The 19,253-nt window shown below is 66.3% G+C and carries 10 protein-coding genes; 2 read left to right on the top strand and 8 right to left on the bottom strand.

The window, feature by feature from the left end:
* Window positions 1–2 precede the first annotated feature (2 nt).
* From ABB28_RS12330 to ABB28_RS12305, 6 genes are all read right to left on the bottom strand, one after another.
* Entirely contained in the window at window positions 3–2,582 is a 2,580-nt protein-coding gene (locus ABB28_RS12330) for a beta-mannosidase (RefSeq protein ID WP_152983472.1), read from the bottom strand.
* A gap of 172 nt (window positions 2,583–2,754) precedes the next feature.
* Window positions 2,755–3,942, bottom strand: a complete 1,188-nt coding sequence (locus ABB28_RS12325) for an AGE family epimerase/isomerase (RefSeq protein WP_057508916.1) — start codon at window positions 3,940–3,942, stop codon at window positions 2,755–2,757.
* Window positions 3,942–4,937, bottom strand: coding sequence for a carbohydrate kinase family protein (locus ABB28_RS12320; RefSeq protein WP_057508915.1), 996 nt, complete (start codon window positions 4,935–4,937; stop codon window positions 3,942–3,944). Before ABB28_RS12320 ends, ABB28_RS12325 begins: the two co-directional genes overlap by 1 nt.
* A gap of 5 nt (window positions 4,938–4,942) precedes the next feature.
* The gene (locus ABB28_RS12315; RefSeq protein ID WP_057508914.1) at window positions 4,943–6,259 is read right to left on the bottom strand and encodes a sugar MFS transporter; all 1,317 of its coding nucleotides are present in this window, start codon (window positions 6,257–6,259) and stop codon (window positions 4,943–4,945) included.
* A gap of 43 nt (window positions 6,260–6,302) precedes the next feature.
* Window positions 6,303–7,358 carry a LacI family DNA-binding transcriptional regulator gene (locus ABB28_RS12310; protein WP_057508913.1) on the bottom strand — a complete coding sequence of 352 codons (1,056 nt, stop codon included), beginning with the start codon at window positions 7,356–7,358 and terminating at the stop codon, window positions 6,303–6,305.
* Window positions 7,359–7,452: 94 nt separating this feature from the next.
* The gene (locus ABB28_RS12305) at window positions 7,453–9,849 is read right to left on the bottom strand and encodes a GH92 family glycosyl hydrolase (RefSeq protein WP_245625338.1); all 2,397 of its coding nucleotides are present in this window, start codon (window positions 9,847–9,849) and stop codon (window positions 7,453–7,455) included.
* Between the two features lie 479 nt (window positions 9,850–10,328).
* On the opposite strand from ABB28_RS12305, the gene ABB28_RS12300 reads away from it, so the two are divergent.
* Window positions 10,329–13,394, top strand: a complete 3,066-nt coding sequence (locus tag ABB28_RS12300) for a TonB-dependent receptor (RefSeq protein WP_057508912.1) — start codon at window positions 10,329–10,331, stop codon at window positions 13,392–13,394.
* A gap of 163 nt (window positions 13,395–13,557) precedes the next feature.
* Here ABB28_RS12300 and ABB28_RS12295 read toward each other — a convergent pair whose 3' ends face one another.
* Together ABB28_RS12295 and ABB28_RS12290 are read right to left on the bottom strand one after the other, a co-directional pair.
* Window positions 13,558–15,150 carry a calcineurin-like phosphoesterase C-terminal domain-containing protein gene (locus tag ABB28_RS12295; RefSeq protein ID WP_057508911.1) on the bottom strand — a complete coding sequence of 531 codons (1,593 nt, stop codon included), beginning with the start codon at window positions 15,148–15,150 and terminating at the stop codon, window positions 13,558–13,560.
* Window positions 15,151–15,258: 108 nt separating this feature from the next.
* Window positions 15,259–18,102 (bottom strand): TonB-dependent receptor, encoded by a 2,844-nt coding sequence (locus ABB28_RS12290; RefSeq protein WP_057508910.1) that lies wholly within the window; start codon window positions 18,100–18,102, stop codon window positions 15,259–15,261.
* Window positions 18,103–18,260: 158 nt separating this feature from the next.
* Between ABB28_RS12290 and ABB28_RS12285 the strand changes: the two genes are divergently transcribed.
* Window positions 18,261–19,043, top strand: coding sequence for a DeoR/GlpR family DNA-binding transcription regulator (locus ABB28_RS12285; protein WP_057508909.1), 783 nt, complete (start codon window positions 18,261–18,263; stop codon window positions 19,041–19,043).
* The last annotated feature ends 210 nt before the right edge of the window (window positions 19,044–19,253 follow it).

Here is a 19,253-nt window from a genome sequence, read left to right as displayed (position 1 = left end):
CACTACCGCTTCTCGGCCAGCACGTCGCCCAGGGTCTGCACGCGCATGGCCGCGCGCAGCGTTTCGGCATCCGTGCCGGAGCGCACGCGCAGCACCCGCCGCTCGCCCGGCAACAGGTCCAGCAGGTTGTCTTCCAGCACCACCTCGTTTGCCCCGAAATCGATCCACGCTGCACGCACCAGCCCCTGCGCCTGCAGCACCACGTCGAGTGCATCGCCCTCGCCCTGCAGGCTTGCCTGCAGCTGTCCGGACTGCAGGTCCTGCGCGCGGGCTTCGACGAAGCCAACCACCTGCCGCGACAGCTCCCGATCGCCCTGCAGCATGTCGACCACGGCAATGGTGCGCGCCGGATCCGCCGCGCCCAGCAGGCGGGCATCGCTGAAATGCCCGACCTCGGTCGCTGAGCCCGGCGCCAGCACCAGCGCTTGTTCCTGCGTACCCAGCAGGCGCCCCTGCAGGTCCATGACCCGGAGCCGCCAACGCACGGACTGCGCCTGCGGGGTGTCGTTGAGCAGGCTGACGCGGGTCACGCCCTCCTCGCGCAGCGCCGCCACGGCGAGATCGGCGAAGAAGCGACGCGCCTGGAAATGCAGTCCCTTCCAGTTGCCGTCGTGGTCCATGCCCGACCAGGACGCGCCCGGCCAGACATCGTTGAGCTGCCAGTACAGCGACCCCATGGTGTACGGACGCGACGCCCGGTGGTGCAGCGCGGCCAGCTGGATCCCTTCGGCCTGCATCACCTGGGACAGGTACAGGAAGCCGGGAAAATCCGCTGGCTCGCCATAGCCCAGGCGGATGTAATGCAGCAGCCGTTCGTTGCCCAGCCCGGCCATGAATTTCTGGTGCGCCTGGATCACCGGGCTGTCGATGCGCTGCTCGGCACGCGTGGCGAAACGGTCGACCATCGCCTGGGACGGCCAGGACTGCAGTCCATACTCGGACATGAAGCGCGGCGTTTCTTTCAGGTACGCGCCAACCGGCAGCGCCGGATTGCCCCATACCTGCCAGTAGTGCTTGTCACCGCGGGTGGAGTCGTTGGCCTTGTCATCCAGATCATTGCTGGGCGAGCTGGACCAGTACGGAACCCCCAGGCCGTGTTCGGCCACCACCGCGCGCAGGTCATGCCCGAACAGGTCCACGTAGCCCTGCCACACCCGGGCAGCGAACGCAGGATCGGCCTTTTCCAGATCGCGACCGTGGCCCCAGTCCTTCCATGCGGTTTCTTCTTCGTTGTTGCCACACCACAGCACGATGCTGGGGTGGTGGCGCAGCCGACGCAGGTTGTCGCGGGCCTCGGCGACGACGTTCTGGCGGAACGCCGGATCGAACCCGGGCTGCATGCCGCCGCCGAACATGAAGTCCTGCCAGACCATCAGGCCCAGTTCGTCGGCCAGCTCGAAGTACGCCTCGTCTTCGTAGTACCCGCCGCCCCAGTTGCGCAGCATGTTCATGTTGGCATCGCGCGCGGCGGTCAGGATGGTGCGCAGGCGCGCGGTATCCACGCGTGCGGGGAACGCATCGAAGGGAATCACGTTGGCGCCCTTGGCGAACACCTGGCGACCATTGATGACGAAGGCGAAGCCCTGGCCCCCTTGCGCATCCTTGTCGCGCCGCAGCTCCACGCTGCGCAGGCCGATCCGTCGGCCGGCCTGCAGTGCCGGCTCATCGCCGGTGCCCAGCGCGACCTTCACGCTATAACGGTCCTGCGCGCCCTGCCCGGCCGGCCACCAGCGACGCGGCTGCGGCACCTCCAACGGCACCTGCAGCGTCTGCGTTCCGGCCTGCAGCAACACATCACGGACCACCTGCAGCACCGGTTTGCCGTCCGGATCGCGCAGCTCCAGCCGCAGTGGCACGGTCGCATCGGCGCCGGCATGTTCGACTTCGACCAATGCGGTCAAGGCAGCGAGGTTCGCATCCAGCACCTCGGTACGCACGGCCAGGTCGGTCACCCGTTGCGCGCCCCAGGTCTCCAACCGCACGGGCCTCCACACGCCCGCGGTGACATAGCGCGGGCCCCAGTCCCAACCGAAATGGTAGGCCGGCTTGCGTACGAAGTTGCCGACCATCGCATCGCGCGGCTCATCGCCGTAAGGCGAGGGATAATTGCCCGCGATCTTGTGCGGCATCGCCTGCACGGCCGGCAGCAGCTGGGTGATCGGCGAACGGAAGACGATGCGCAGTACATTGCCCTGCGGCTGCAGGCGGCCGTCTACGCGCGCGGTCCAGGTCCGGTGCGCGTTGTCGGCGCGCAGCAGCGGCTGACCGTTGAGCTCCACCTCGGCGAAGGTATCCAGTCCCTCGAACACCAGTTCGGCATGCGGACGCGCCAGTGTCTCGGCATCCACGTCGAAGCCCGCGCGGTACTCCCAATCCGCCAGGCCGATCCATTGCAGCTGCGCTTCCGGCGCACCGACATACGGATCGCGGATCACGCCCGCGGCCAGCAGATCGGTATGCACGCTGCCCGGCACCTGCGCCGCGCCCCAGCCCGCCGCTTCCGGATGCGCCGCGACCTGCGCACCACCCGGCAACAGCCGGAATTCCCAGCGCGCCTGCAGCACACCGGCCTGCGCCAGCATCGGCACCAGGCACGCCAGCACTACCGCACCGAACCGCACCCACGCATCACTGATCCGCATCCGAACACCCCGTCGCAACAATGAGCCCGAAGCGCACGGCAGGCCAATCCGCTTTACCGGCCGCACGCGCAGGGAATTTTCCGGAGGCGGCGTACAGGCGCCGCCCTTGTACTCAACCGCCCCGCAGCACGTTCAACACCTCGTAACACGCGCCCATGGTGTGGTAATCCACCTTCCCGGCCGGGCTCTTCTCGTCGCTGTACTTGCGGTTGTCTGCATCCAGGATGCGGAACCACGCACCGTACTGATGGTCGACGAAGTGTTCCCACGCATACGCCCACAGGCGCTCGTACCAGTCCCAGTACACCGCATCCCCGGTGCGCTGCGCCAACACCGCCGCGGTCGCCAGCGATTCGGCCTGCACCCAGAAATACTTGTCGTCGTCGCAGACGCTGCCATCGGGGGCGAAACCGTAATACAGCCCACCGCGCTGCGCATCCCAGCTGCGTTCCACCGCCACGTCGAACAGATGGCGCGCCATCGGCACCAACCACTCCGCCTGCACATGGCGGTCCAGGATCAACAGCAGCTTGGCCCATTCGGTCTGGTGGCCCGGCTGGAACCCCCACGGACGGAACAGGTGCTTGGGATCGTCCAGGTTGTACTTCCAGTCGATGTTCCACTCGCTGTCGTAGTGCTCCCACACCAGGCCGTCTGCCTTGGCCGCCTGGCGACGGGTCATGATGTCGGCCAGCTGCAGCGCGCGATCCAGGTAGCGCTGCTCGCCACTGCTTTCGAACGCAGCCAGCATCGCTTCGCACATGTGCATGTTGGCGTTCTGCCCGCGGTAGCCGCTGAAGTTCCACTGCGCATCGGCTTCATCACGGTACAGACCGTGCGCCGGCTCGTAGAAGCGCGTTTCCAGCAGCTGCCAGGTCTCATCCATCCAGCCGCGTGCGTCCTCGATGCCGGCCTTCAGCGCGCAGCTGTACGCCAGCAGCACGAAGGCAACGCCGTAGCAGTGGTTGGTATCGTCTTCCACCACGCCATCGCGCAGTGTCCAGGCATAACCGCCGGTGGCCGGGTTGCGGTGTACCTCGCGCAGGTAGCGCACGCCATGCTGCACGCCATCCAGGTACGCCGCATCGCCGAATTCGCGGTAGGCCATGGCGTAGTCGAAGACGAAACGCGTGCTGCTCACCAAGTGGCGATGGGTCGCGTCATAGACGCTGCCGTCGTCACGGAAGTAATGGAAGAAGCCACCCTGCGGATCGATGCAGCGCGGATGGTAGAACGCCATCGTGTGGGCGATGTGGCCGCGCAGGAAGTCCTGCGAGCGGAAGTCCGGGCTCTGGGTCATCAGTGCGATTCCTCGGTTTGCAGCAGCAGTTCGTTGACTTCATCGCGCGTGGGCATGGCCGCGAAGGCGCCCTTGCGGGTCACCGCAAGCGCACCCACGGCAGCGCCGAAGCGCAGCACCTCGTGCATGGCCGCTTCGTCGTTGCAGAACGCCGGCAGGCTCGCGGCGTCCACGCCGCGCTCGACCAGCGCGGTCAGCAGCCCGCCGACGAAGGCATCGCCTGCAGCCGTGCTGTCCACCGTCGTCACCCGGAAGCTGGTGGCCTGGCCCTGTGCGCTGCGCGTGTACCAGCGCAGTGCGGCGGCGCCATCGGTGACCACCACCCAGCGCGCCTGCGCGGCAAACAGCCGCTGCAGGACCTGATCGGCACCGCCCTCGCCCAGCGGCGCGGCCAGGAAATCGAGCTCTTCGCGGGACAGCTTGACCACGTCGGCCAGCGCCAGTGCCTGCCACAGCGTCGGCAGCGGATCGGCATCGGCCGGCCACAGCGCCGGACGCAGGTTGAGGTCCAGGCTGACCAGCGCACCGGCGTCGCGCGCACGCTGCATGCCCTCGAACGTGGCCTGGGCGATGGCCGCTTCGGTCAGGCTGTTGGAACACACGTGGAAGCAGCGGGCCTGCGCGAAGCAGGCCGCGTGGAAGTGCTCGGCGCGGAACAGCAGGTCCGCCGCCGGTGGCCGGTAGAAGCTGAAACTGCGCTCGCCATGTGGATCCAGCGCCACGAACGCCAGCGCCGTCTTGGCCGCTTCGGTACGTGCGATGTAGTCGATGCCCACGCCGTGCTGCTGCAGGCTGTCGGCGAGGAAATCACCAAACATGTCCCGGCCCAGCATGCCCACGAACTGGGTATCCACGCCCAGCCGCGCAGCGGCGACAGCGACGTTGGCCGGCGCCCCTCCGGCGTATTGCAGGAAGGCGCGCGGCTCGGACGGAGAGGCCGGCGGCTGCGCTAGTAGATCGATCAAAATCTCGCCGAAGCAGACAATGGTGCCCATCTGGATCAGCCTCCGCGCGGTGCGATGGCCGGCAGGCGGGCGCCGACCAGGCCGAAGAAGATGACGTAGCCGTAGCACAGCAGCGGCAGGATGAAGCTCGGCTGCAGACCGATGTGGTCGGCCAGCACGCCCTGCAGGTACGGCACCAGCGCGCCACCGACGATGGCCATGATCAGCAGGCTGGAGGCCTTGTTGGTGAGCGGGCCCAGGCGTTCGATGCCGAGCGCGAAGATGGTCGGGAACATGATGGAGTTGAACAGGCCGATGGCCACCACCGAATACAGCGCGACCTGGCCCGAACTGGCCATCGTGGTGCCGAGCAGCAGTACGTTGATGCCGGCGAACAGGGCCAGCATGTGGCGCGGCGAATAGCGGGTCAGCAGCGCCGAACCGGCGAACCGGCCGATCATCGCCATCGTCCAGTAAGCGGACACGTAATGCGTGGCCTGCTGTTCGGTGAAGCCGCCGATGGTCGGCATCGACAGGTAGTTGACCAGGAAGCTGCCGATGGACACTTCGGCACCCACGTAGAAGAAGATACCCAGCACCGCGAACAGCAGGTGGCGATGGCGCAGGGCCGCCCCGTAGCTCTGCTGCGGACCGTCATCCACCTTCTCGGCACTTTCGCTCAGGGTGGGCAGGCGGAACAGGTAGACGAACAGGGCCAGCAGTACCAGTGCGATCGCCAGGCCGATGTACGGGCCCTGCACCGACTGCGCTTCCGCTGCCCGGTAGGCTGCCTGTTCGGCCACCGACAGCGCATTGATCTCATCGGCGCTCTTGACCGTGTTGCCGAGGATCAGCAGTCCGCCGAAGATCGGCGCGATCGCCGTACCCAGCGAGTTCAGTGCCTGGGCGAGGGTCAACCGGCTGGAACTGGTTTCCACCGGACCCAGCAGCGCCACGTACGGGTTGGCGGCGACCTGCAGCACGGTGATGCCGGTGGCCAGCACGAACAGCGCACCGAGGAAGGCGCTGTACTCACGCAGCTCGGCGGCGGGCCAGAAGCCCAGCGCGCCGACACCGGCGATCAACAGGCCGGCCACGATGCCTTTCTTGTAACCCAGGTGGGCCACCAGCCGACCGGCCGGCAGGGACATCAGGAAGTACGCGCCGAAGAAGGTGAACTGCACGAGCATGGCGCGCGCGTAATTCAGTTCGAACACCGCCTTCAGGTGGGGAATGAGGATGTCATTGAGGCAGGTCAGGAAGCCCCACATGAAGAAGATGGTGGTGGCCACGCCCAGCGCCATGCGGGTGTTGACCGGGGGTGCGCCTTGCCCGGGCGTGGTGTTCAAACGGGGCGTTGATGAAATCGGCATGCGGGTTCGCGCCTCGGTGCGCGTAGGTTGAATGTGGAAGGGTTCAGATCGGGCGTGCCGCGCTGCTTTCGCGGATGCGCAGCTGCACGGGGGCGACGGTGCGCACGGGGGGCGCATCGGGGGACTGTACGCGCTGCAGCAGCAGCTCGGCGGCTTGTCGGCCGCGCGCGCGCGGATCGACGGTCAGGGTGGTCAGCGGCGGCACCGCCACCGAGGCTTCGGGGATGTCATCGAACCCGGTCACGGCGAAATCGCCGCCCGGGCGGATGCCGCGCGAGGTCAGGCCCAGCATCAGGCCCAGCGCCACGGTGTCGTTGTAGCAGACCGCAGCACTCGGCCGCAGGCCATCGACGAACAGCTCGTCGACCCGCCGCGCCGCTTCAAGCCGGTTCGGCGCCGATTCGATCAGCCATTGCGGAGTCACCGGCAGGCCAGCCTCGGCCAGCGCCTGCTGGTAGCCGGCACGGCGCTGTTCGCAGGAACTGGAATCGGCATGGCCACCGAAGAAAGCGATCTCGCGGTGGCCGCGCTCGATCAGGTGGCGGGTGGCCAGATAGGCGCCCTGCTGGTTGTCCAGCGCAAGGAAATCCCAGTCGGCGCCAACCAGCGCGCGGTTGAACAGCAGCACGTTCGCGGTGGGGCCCAGCGCCTGGCGCACCTGCGCCGTATCGCTGCCCTCGGCCGGTGACAGGATCAGGCCGGCCGGGGTGTGTTCCATCAGCGTGCCCAGCACCGCCTGCTGCCGCTGCGGCGACTCACCGGTACTGCCGAGCAGGGTCACGTAGCCCTGCTCGCCCAGCGCTTCGTCCACGCCTGCGGCGAATTCCGCGAAGAACGGGTTGGACAGATCGTTGATCACCAGGGCCACGCTGGACGAGGTCCGACGCCGCAGGTTGGCCGCCGCCCGGTTGTAGACGTAGCGCTGCCGGCGCAGCTCGGCCTCCACCTTGGCGCGCGTATCCACGTTCACCAGAGGGCTGCCACGCAGCACCAGCGACACGGTCGCCCGTGACACGCCGATGGCCTGGGCGATGTCGGTCACCGTGACGGCACGCTCCCCGCCTTTGCGCGGGGGCTTTGTGCTGCTGGAGTCATTCATCCTGGAATGGACCCTGGGATCGGATAGGTACCTGAATCATAGCGGGCGCGGCGCACCCTGCCACGGGCGAGTGCAGCGGAGGGCGCGCAACGCTTCATTCCAGCACGCTGCCCGGGGCGGCGCAGTACGACACCGGCAGGTCGCTGGTGGCCGTGCCCCAGCCCTGCTGCGGCGCCTGCGTGCCCAGCGTCCAGTGGATGTCGGCGCCGGCCTGCAGGGTTTCCCAGTCCAGCCATACCGCCGACTGCGCCTTGCCATCCACGTCCACGCCCTGCACGTACTGCAGGCTGCGCCCGTCCGCGCCGGGGGCACGCAGGGTCAGCTGGCGGCCATTGCCGAGTGCAACATCCACCTTGGCGAAGCGCGGGGCGTGCAGCAGGAACTCGCCGCTGCCCGGCACCGCCGGATACAGGCCCAGCGCACTGAACAGGTACCACGCCGACATCGTGCCCAGGTCGTCGTTGCCGGTGACCCCGTTCGGTGCGTTGGTGAACAACTGCTGCGCGGCACGCACCACGGTGGCGGTCTTCCACGGCTGGCCGATCAGCGTGTACATCCACGGCGCATGCAGGTCCGGTTCGTTGTTGGGGTTGTAGCGGTACTGGTTGTAATAGCTGTACGGGCCCACCACCCATTCCTTGCGCGCAGCATTCAGGGGATCGGCCAGCAGCGCATCCATCGCGAAGAACGCATCCAGGCGCTTGCCGGCCTGCTCGCGACCGTGCATCGCCTCAACCAGGCCCGGCACGTCCTGCTGCGCCAACCACTGGTACTGCCAGGCGGTGCCTTCATGGAACCCATGGTGCGAGCGCGGGCTGTAGTGTCCATCGGACGGCGTATACCACTGCTCGCCTTCGGTGCGCGGACGCGGGAAGCCGGTGAAGCCGGTCTCGTCATCGCGGACCGACACGTCCCACACGTTGCGCCAGTTGCGCCCACGCTGACGCAGGGTCGCCGCATCGGCGGCATGGCCCAGGCCATCGGCCATCCGGGCCAGCGCGCAGTCGGCCAGCGCGTATTCCAGCGTCGCCGAACCGCCATGGTGCGGATCGACATCCATGCCCTTCGACGGGAACGCGCGGTCATACACCACGTAGCCCTTGTCCAGATAGGACGGATTGCCCGAACGGCCGGCCGCGCGGGAGTTCAGCGGCGGCACGTCGAAGGCATTGCGGCGCAGTGCCGACCACGCTTCCTGCTCGCGCCCTTGCAGTGCGCCGAAGCGCCACAGGTCGGCCATGAAGGGCGTCACCGGATCGCCGGTCATGATGTTGGTTTCGAAGTTCGCATAGCCCCAGCGTGGCAGCCAGCCGCCCTGTGCATCGATGGCCAGCAACGTCCGGCCGATATCACGCGCCACCTGCGGCCGCGTCAGTGCCAGCCACTGGTTCTGTGCGCGATAGGTATCCCACAGCGAGAAATACTCGTAGTACGTCCAGCCGTCGGCGCGATGGATCGCATCATCGTAGCCGCGGTAGCGTCCGTCGGCATCGCTGCCGGTCATGGGTTGCAGCAGCGCGTGGTACAGCGCGGTGTACAGCACCGTGCGGTCGTCCTTGCTGCCCCCATCCAGCTTCACCGTCGACAGTTCTTCGCGCCAGGCGTCCTGCGCCAGCCGGCGCATCCGGTCGAAGCCGAGCAGCTTGCCGCCCTGCATGCCATCGCTGCGCAGGTTGGTACGGGCGCCTTCGGCGTCCACGTGCGAGATCGCACTGACCGCGGTGACCGCACGCCCCTGCGCCATGTCAAAGCTGAGCCAGGCCCCGTTCGGCTTGGCCTCGCCTTCCATGCTGTGGCGCGCGCCTGCCAGCCCCCGCTCTTCGCCCCAGACCCCGTGTGCCTTGAACGGGCGGTCGAACTCGATCCGGAACCACGTCGTGTACTGATGGCCGCCACAGAAGCTCTTGGTGACCAGCTTGCCTTCCACCACCCGGTCGCCGACCACGTCGATGACACTGCCGATCACCGAATGGCGCTCGTTGGCCTGGCCGACATTCACCAGTACGTGGCCTTCTTTCTGCCCGGCCGCGAACGTATAGCGTTCGGCGGCGGCGCGGGTACGCGCGGTGGCTTCGGCGTCGATCCCACCGTAGCTGGTCAGGCGGACGCGGTAATAGCCGGCCTGGCCGACTTCACCGGCATGCTCGTAGGTGGACGCATAGGCTTTGTGATCGAAGGCCTTGGGATTGGAGGTATCGAAATCACCGCCTGCGCCGATGGTGCCGGTGACCGGCAGCACCGAAACCTGTCCGCCCTGTTCCCAGCATCCGGCGCCGGACAGGAACGAATGGCCGAAGCCACGGATTTTTTCATCGTCGTAGCGCCAGCCGGCGTAATGGCTGCCGATCGGGCTGACCTGGATCAGGCCGAACGGGGCCGAGGCGCCCGGGAAGGTGTTGCCATCATCCTTGCTGCCGATGAAGGTGTTTACTTCGCGCTCCAGCGCGGCCGGCGCGGCCTGCAGTGCGGGCGCGGCGGACAGCGCGATCACGCACGCCAGCGAGGCGATGGGCGTGAAGGCACGCAGTCGGAAACAACGTCGGAAGGTCACGTTCAAGGGCTCCTTGGCGGGCGTTGGCAGGTCAGGATCCGAGCAGGCACGGCCGCGTCGCGGGATGCCGACACAATGCCTGTCCGGTCGATTTAGATCGATTGAAGTAAACATGAACGATCGCCGCCGTGCATCCTGCAGCGCAACATGAAAGCCCGCCCGACGGGCCCGTCCCGGACTGCAAACGTTTTCATATTGCGCAGCAGCATGCCAGTTGAGTCAGGCCGTGTTAAAAAATGCGCGCCAATCGTTTAGATCGATCCAACTTCAAACGGTCACGATTGCCGGGTTCGGAATCCGACAGCAACGCCATCAGGTGCCCTGTCTCTCCTGCCCCACGCTTGCGGTCTCGCGTCAAAACATAAGATCGATTCAAGTATTTCGTATCAGCCAACGGTTCGATCCAGGAGAGGGAGAGAATGAATTACATGTCACACAAGCACGGTTGCCACGCCCTGTCGGCCGCCATCGCATTCGCCTTGGCGGCCACTGCGGCGCCGGCGTTTGCCCAGGACCCGGCACCGGCCACCCCCACCGCCTCGCCCAGCGCCACCACGCTGGACAGCGTCAATGTCACCGGCTACCGCTACGCCATCGAAAAGAGCCTGCAGCAGAAGCGTGACGCCAATGCCGTGGTCGAAGTCATCACCGCAGAAGACGTCGGCAAGTTCCCCGACAAGAATGTCGCCGATGCCCTGCAGCGCGTACCCGGCGTGGTCATCACCCGTGATGGCGGCGAAGGCAAGAATGTCAGCGTGCGCGGCCTGGATGCCGACCTGACCCTGACCCAGTTGAACGGCAACTACATTGCCACCTCGGAAACCAACAACGAGGCCTCGCGTTCGTTCAACTACACCCTGCTGCCGTCGAACATGCTGGAGAGCGCGGAGCTGTTCAAGTCACCCGAAGCGCGCATCGACGAAGGCGGCATCGGCGGCACGGTGATCCTGCATACCCGCCGTCCGCTGGAGATGGAAGCCAATTCCGGTTTCGTCAACATCGAAGGCGTCACCTCCGATACCAGCGACAGCGTGGACCCGAACCTGTCGGCGATGTACGCCTGGCACAGCAAGGACGAGCGCTTCGGCGTGCTGATCGGAGCGACCAAGCAGAAGCGCACCAACCGCAGCATGGAAGTCACTGTCGATGACTACCAGTGGTACGGCGCCGGCACCCAGGCCAAGGATGCCTACGGCAATACGCTGCCGCAGGATGGCATCCACTACTGGTGGGGCGAGTCCGGCTTCAACAACCAGACCGGTGGCAACTACAGCGAATTCTTCATGCCGACCTCGGTCAACTTCGGCGTGCGCGAAGAAGAGCGCGAGCGCACCGGCGGCCAGTTCACCTTCCAGTTCAAGCCGGTCGACAACCTGACCGTCACCGCCAACTACTTCCGCTTCGAGCTGTCCGGCGATTACACGCTGAACCAGGCCAAGATCCCGGAGTGGAACATCGCCCGCTACAACGGCGACGGCAACTGGGCCGGCGGACGCCTGCTCAATGGCATGGACTTTGATTCCAGCGGCAGCATCGTCACCGGCGCGCAGTTCGAGAAGCTGGCGGGCAAGGCGTACTACTGCAGCGAAGCACAGGCCGCCGCCGCCGGCATGGCGCCGGGTGGCTGGGGTCCGGATGACTGCACCATCCCCACCCCGCAGCTGAGTGGTGCCTACAGCCGCGAAAAGGCGCTGTCGCAGACCGGCGACCTGACCGTGGACTGGGAAATCAGCCCACTGTCCAAGGTGACCTTCAAGGGCGGCCGCACCTGGTCCGAAGGCGGACCGTCGATCAACTTCCGCATGTCGGCCAAGCCGCGCCGCCAGGTCGATGGCGTGTGGCAGTCCGGCAACAGCTACAGCGCGTATGACCTGACCGGCACCCCGTCGGCCACGTTCTCGCCGGACCTGCAGGACCAGTTGATGGCCGGCATCGCCGAGATCGACACCGGCTCGACCGATTCGTCGTGGCGCGAAACCAGCATCGAACAGAACTACTTCCAGGCCGACTTCACCCGCCTGTTCGAAAGCGGCTTCATCGATTCGTTCCAGTTCGGTGTGAAGTACCGCGACGGCAAGGTCCATCGCAACACCGGCAACACCTACTGGGCCTGCCAGGGCGCTGATCCGAACGACTACGAGGCCCGCTACCAGGCCGGCAACTGTGCCGACCCGGAAAAGAGCGTCGCACAGCCGGGCTTCTTCCTGTCCAACCCGATCGATGACATCGCCGGCGGCTTCAATGCCAACGTGATGCCGGGCATCAACTTCCCGGCTTACCTGGCCTACCTCAACGAACGCTATGGCGGCATGCAGAAGCGGATCGAACCGGACTTCGTCTACGACGTCAACGAGAAGATCTACTCGACCTACTTCCAGGCCAACTTCCGCACCGAACGCGTCCGCGGCAACCTGGGCGTGCGCCTGGTGCAGACCAAGCAGATGGCTTCGTCGAGTGATTCGGTCGAACGCTTCATGGATTACTTCGTCGACGGTGCCGATGGCAATCCGCTGGCCTGCCCGACCGGCACGCCGCCAGCCGGCACGGTCTGCGAATCCGGTTTCGTGCGCCGCGACGTGCGCGAGAAGACCTATGAACAGTCCAGCCTGAGCAAGACCTACACCGACGTCCTGCCCAGCTTCAACATCGCCTGGGACATCACTGAAAACCTGGTGCTGCGCGGTGCGGCGTCCAAGGTGATCGCACGTCCGGGTTACACCAGCATCGCCTACCCGGGCGGCCTGGAGTACATCAGCGAGGAATACAGCAACGACCGTCGCGTCGCCGGTGGCACCACCACCCCGGGCTGGTACGGTTCGGGCAGCAACAAGCAGCTGGAACCGTTCGAGGCGCTGCAGTACGACCTGGGCCTGGAGTACTACTTCAAGCCGGGCGCCGTGGCCGGCGTGGCCCTGTTCCGCAAGGACGTGGACAACTTCACCGTGCCGGTGGTGACCGACCAGCAGATGGACGTGGGCGGTGAGATGGTCACGGTGCAGAACTATTCCACCGAAGCCAACGGCCGCGATGGCGTGTCGCAGGGTGTGGAGCTGTATGGCCAGTACACCTTCGACATGGGCTTCGGCGTGCAGGCCAACTACACCTACAACGACACCAACCTGGCCTCGATCGTGCTGGATGGGGAAAACATCGGTGCCTCGCCGCTGGTCGGCAGTGCGAAGAACCAGGCCAACGTGACCCTGTTCTACGAGAACGACAAGTTCCTCGCGCGCGCTTCCTACAACCGTCGTGGCGAAGTGGTCGGCGGGCTCAACAACGGCATGACCGTGTTCACCGAGCCCTACGACCAGCTGGACCTCAATGCGGCCTACAACCTGACCGAGGCGCTGACCCTGACCGCTTCGGTGCTCAATGCCACCAAGTCCGAACAGCGCACGCACCTGGGTGGCGACACCAAGGCCCGCCTGATCTCCAACATCTACAGCGGCCGCCAGTTGTACTTCGGCCTGAACTACAAGTTCTGATCTGAAAAACCCCGCCTCGCGGCGGGGTCGGTTCTCTCCGCGGCAGCCGCGCCTTGATGGGTGGCTGCCGTTTTTTTTTCCACTGTCCGCTGCGCTCGCCGGCCATGGGCCGGCGCTACCGGCCGGCGCCCCGGTAGCGCCGCGCCATGCGCGGCGGAATGCCTCAGGGCTGGGCCGCCTGCAACGCGTAGCGCGTGCTGGCGGTGTAGACCGAACCATCCGGCTGGGTCGCGCGCACGTCCACCTTGTGCTCGCCCACGGCCAGGTCGGTGGCCAGTGCGCCGCGCCACAGGTGCGGCGACGGGGTGGCTTCCGGCGAACGGTCATACCCCCGCAGCGCCGGGGCCAGGTCGTCGGCCACGTTCTCCGCCAGCAGCCGCGGATCGCCCTGGCGTACCTGCTTCATCGGCCGCCACGCGCCGCCGTCGATGCGGAACTCCACGCGCGTGGCATCCTCGCCCATGTACACGTTGGCGAACACGCCCCACGCCGGGTACGCGCCCTGGCGCAGCACCTTCGGTGCATGCAGGCCGATCTGCTCGCTGTCCGCTGCACCGGCCACGCGGTACTGCAGGCGGTAGGTCCCGTTGCCGGCCACGTCCAGCAGCGCATAGCCCTTGGGCGTGCCATCACTCATGGTGCTGTCCGGCACGCCATGGCGATCCTTGACCCCGGACCAGAACGCACCGCAGTTGGCGCCGACGTTGTACTCGTGCAGCGGCTTGTCGCCCTGCCAGCCTTCGGCCGCGCCATGGTAGTAGTGCTGCTGGGTATGGCTGTGGCCGCTCAGCACCAGCACGTTGCTGAAGGGCTTGAGCATCTCGAACAGGCGCTGGCGGTCGGCATGGCGGAAGGTTTCGCGACCCGGCGCGGCATCGAACAGCGGGATATGCATCCCGAGCACCAGCAGGCGGTCATGCGGCAGGCCCTTCAGGTACTGCGCCAGGAAAGCGAACTGGTCCTCGCGCAGGCCGCCGACATACGTCGGCCGCGCGGCCGGGTCGTACACCACGTCATCCAGGAACAGGAAGCTGGCCCCGCCCTCTTCGACCGCATAGGTGTCCGGTCCGTACACCGCACGCCAGCTGTCCAACGCGTGCGCGTCGCTGCCGGCATCGAAATCCAGGTCGTGGTTGCCCGGCACGTGGAACCACGGAACGCCGAGCTGGGTGGTCACCCTGTTGATGTCCGGATACAGCGACAGATCGTCATTGACGATGTCGCCCAGCGTGGTGCCCAGGCGCGCTTTGGTCTTTCCCACCAGGGGGCCGACGATGGACTGCTCGTAATAACCGATGTCGCCCCGCGTGGCCGTCTGCGGATCAGTGAACACCAGCATCTGGAAGCCGCGACGGTTGTCGTGCTTTTCCGGCGCCAGCGCGAAATCGTAGGCCGTGGCCGGCGTGGTGGTCGGCGCGATCCCGCGATACTTCAACGACGGGGAACCCTGCGGTGCGTAGTGGCGCCAGAATGCGGGCAATCCATCGGCGCCGGCCGGAATGCGGTAGCCGTCGGGCTTGACGATGAACACCGTAGACCCGGACTGGACCGGCAGGCGATAGCTGCCGTCGGCACTGGTGCGCACGATGCTGCGGCCGTTGGACACCTGCACCCCGCCCATGCCGGGATCGGTGGGCCCGCGACCGGGCTTGCCGTCACGTTCCTGGTAGACCCGTCCGCTGACGGTGACCGCGTCGGCCCATGCGGGGGCACTGGTGAGAAGCAGGCACAACAGCCCTGCGGCATGCAGTTTCATGATCGGGGGCCCCGTGGCAAAGACGGGATAGTGTAATGGCCGATGATGACCATCTGGCCAGCGCCGGGCCGCACACGTGCCGGCCAGCAGGCCGGCACGTGTGATGCATCAGAAGCGTGCGCTGAAGCCGAGCGTGAACGAACGGCCGTAGCGGTAATAGCCCTGGGACAGCAGCGGGTTGCCGTTGATGCTGTAGGTCTGCGCTTCGTCCAGCAGGTTCTGGCCCTGCAGGCTGACGCTGAACATGTCGTTGATCTCGTAGGAGATGCTGGCGGTGAGCCAGGTGATCTCATCGGCCTGTTCGTTGTAGCCGGCACCGAGCACGTTGGTGGCGGTCACGAAACCATCGCTGTAGTCGGCGGTGGTGCTGATCGACCACGGGCCCTTTTCATACATCAGGCCCAGCGAATAGACCGACGGGGCGATGCCTTCCAGCGGACGTTCTTCGCCCTCCACGAAGCTCTTGGACCAGTTGCGGGTGTACTGGGCGCGGAAGCCCAGTCCGTTCTCCCAGAAGTGCTGCAGGCCGGCTTCCAGGCCGTGCACCTTGGCGTAGTCGCCGTTGATCGGGCGCATCACGTTGAACAGGTAACCCGGCACGCCGATGTCCTGTCCCGGCTCCCAGCTGGTGGTGATCTGGTTGGAGATGCGCTTGTAGAACACCGCCATGTTGGCGATCGACTGGTCGGCGAAGTACCACTCCAGCGACACGTCGCCCTGCTTGGCGGTATACGGCTTGAGGTCGACGTTGCCACCGTAGATCTGGGTGAACTCACCCCAGGACACGCTGGCGGTGGTGTTGGTCGGGGCCAGCTTGTCCACCGGCGGGCGCGCCATGGTCTTGGCCGCGCCCAGCCGCAGCAGCAGCTCATCGGTGAAGCGCCAGGTGAAGTTGCCCGAGGGCAGGATGTAGCGGTAGCTGCCGTCCTGCTGCACCGGGGTCGGATCGGCATAGCGTGCGGTGTAGTTGAAGGCGCCGTTCTCGGTGATGCTGATGATCTTGGCATCCCAGGCTTCGGCGCGCGTCTGGGTGCTGACCACGCGCACGCCCACGTCCGCGCTCCAGCGATCGCCGGACAGGTCGGCCTGCACGTAGAACGCGTTGGTCTTCTCCTCCACCCGGTAGCTTTCCAGCGGATTCCACTGCGGGGCGGCGTTGGCGAAATCGTAGACCGTGCCATCCGGGCGCGGGTTGCCGTTGTAGGCCTCCAGGCTGCGCAGGTAATTCGGCACGTCAAAGCCCAGGAAGCTGCGCGGGAAACGGGAGCCGACCTTGTTCATGAAGTTCGGCAGCGACAGGGTGCGATCGAGCACGCCACCGCCGAGGTCGGCGACGTTGATCGCGTTGTCCACCGAGTAGTAGTCCGCACCGCCGTTGAGGGTGTTGTTGACCAGGTCGCGGCGCTTGCTGCGTTCGGTGCGGGTCATGCCGAAGTTCAGGCTGTCGATGCCCCACTCGCCCACGTACAGCTTGCCGGCGACGGTGCCGCCGGTGATTTCATCCTTGATGTTGTCGCCGCGCAGTTCCATGTAGTGCGTGTTGAAGTCGCTGTCGTTGAACTGGCCGTTGGCCAGGCCGGCAGACAGGTCGCGACCGTCGTCGAAGGTGGTGGTCACGTTCGGCACCGCGTCACGGGCCAGGTCGATGCGGGTCACGTTGGGCTGGTTCATGCGCAGCACCACGTAGGTGTCCTGGCCGCCGGACTTGCGCTCGGAGGTGGAGCGGTACACATCGCCGGTCATGGTCAGGCTGTCATTGACCTTCCAGCTGCCGTTGATGCCGAACAGGTCGGTGTCCACCACGCGGTGTTCGGTCTGGTTGAGCAGCTCCGGGTTCATCCGCTGCTCCGGATCCGGGTTGTCCATGGTGAAGCCGGTGACGATGCCGTTCTGCACGTTGATGTCCGACCAGCGGCCCGGCGCGAACAGCGGATAGAACGACTGCTGGTAGGACACCTGCGGCGAATCCAGCCGGGTCTTCAGGCCGTCCACCACGATCCGCACGTCATCGTTGGGCCGCCATTCGAACTTGCCGGAAAACGCCTTGCGCTTCTTGTCTTCCTGCACCGTACCGACCCGGAACTGGCCCGGTGCGATCAGCCCGTATTCTTCAGGGTCCAGTTCGCCGTTGCCGTTGGGATCGATGTTGCCGCCCCAGGCATTGCCGCCCCAGCTGGCGTCGTTCGGGTCCGGGTTGCGGGTCCAGCCGCCATCGTTGCCGGCGATATCGGTGCGGTCCTTGCGCTCGGCGTACACCGCGCCGATCAGCAGGCCCATGGTGTCATCGGCGAAGGTGTTGCTGTAGGTCGCGGAGAACTTGCGGCCGTTCAACTCGGACATCTGGTTGTGGTCGCCCTCGGCACGCACGATGGCGTGCTGGCCCTTGTTGTCGAACGGGCTGGCCGAACGCAGGTTGATCAGGCCGCCGATCGCGCCTTCGGTCAACGCGGCCTGGGCGCCCTTGACCACGTCGGCACCGCTGATCACATCGGAAGGCAGCACGTCGTAGGCGAAATCGCGACCGGCGCCATCGGTGGCCAGGATGCGGTTGTTGAACGTGGTCAGGGTGTACTCCGGGCCCAGCCCGCGCACGCTGACTTTCTGGCCTTCGCCGCCGGCGGTGCGGGTGATCGACACGCCGGTGATGTGGCTGAGTGAATCGGCCACGTTGTCATCCGGGAACCGGCCCAGCTCCAGCGCGCTGATCGAGTCCTGCACGGTGGACGCATCGCGCTTGAGCTCGGTGGAGCGCGCCAATGCCGCGCGCACGCCGCTGACCTGGACGGTCTGCAGGTCGATCGGGTCGTCGTCGGCCGCAGCGGCAGCCTGCCCGACCGCGGTGCTGGCGGGGGCGGTTGCGGTGGCCTGCTGCGACCACGCGGTGGCGGGCAGCAGCAGGGCAAGGGCGATTCCATGGTAAAGACAGTGGCGGTGCGGACGGACGGCGTTCACGGGCTCTCTCTCCTGAGGCATGAAGCATAGGACGGCGGGCTGTGGGGGCCTGGCTGGTGAAGCAACGAAACCGAGCGTATATGAGGTTTCGTTTTGCATCAATAGCGAAATGTAACGAAAACCGCCATACTCTGGAACGTTTGAAAGGAGCTTTGCGCATGGTCGCCACCCGGGACACCAGCCACCGCCGTCAACAGATCAGTGAACTGGTCCGCCAGCACGGCAGCGTGCAGGTGTCTTCGCTCGCCCAGCAGTTCGGGGTGAGCCTGCAGACCGTGCGCAAGGACCTGCGCTATCTCTCCGAGCGCGGGGTCATGGCGCGCGCCTACGGCGGCGGCATCGACAGTGGTGCGGTAGGTCCGGCCCCAGCGGCAGAACCCCATTACGAAGCCAAGCGCACTGCCTACCTGGATGAAAAGCGCCGCATCGGCGTGCGGGCGGCGGCGATGGTGCAGCCGGGCGACACCATCGCCATCGACTCGGGCACCACCTCGATGCAGCTGGCCGAGGCCCTCCCGGACATCGACCTGACCGTGGTCACCAACGATTTCGGCGTGCTGACCGTGCTCAGCCCGAAGACCCGGATCAACCTGGTGATGCTGGGCGGCGAGCTGCGCCGCAAGAACATGGCCTTCTACGGCGGGCTGACGGTGGAGGCGCTGGATGCGCTGCACGTGGACCTGCTGTTCCTGGGCGTAGATGGCTTCGACCTGGAGCGCGGCATCACCACGCACTACGAACCCGAAGCGATGCTCAACCGAAAGATGGTGGAAGCCGCGCGTGCGGTGGTGGCGATCACCGACAGCTCCAAGTTCGGCAAGGTCTGCCTGCACCGGATCATCCCGGTGTCCGGCCTGGACGCGCTGATCACCGACACCGGCGCGCCCGCCGAAGTGGCCGACGCCTGCCGTGCCCTGGGCGTGGACCTGCAGCTGGCCTGACGCCCCCGGTAGTGACGGCCGCTGGCCGTCTGCTTCTGCCTGCCGCTGCGCTCGCCGAGCACGGCTCGGCGCTACCCCGCTCCGTTCCGGTAGTGACGGCCGCTGGCCGTCTGCCTGCGCTCCTGGTGGGTGACGACCGTTGGTCGTCACGCTTCTGCCTGCCGCTGCGCTCGCCGAGCACGGCTCGGCGCTACCCCGCTCTCTTCTCCA

It is taken from the genome of Stenotrophomonas chelatiphaga (genome assembly GCF_001431535.1).
GTDB classification, from domain to species: domain Bacteria; phylum Pseudomonadota; class Gammaproteobacteria; order Xanthomonadales; family Xanthomonadaceae; genus Stenotrophomonas; species Stenotrophomonas chelatiphaga.
The sequence above is the reverse complement of the archived record's forward strand: the minus strand, read 5'-3'. Positions and strand labels throughout refer to the sequence as shown.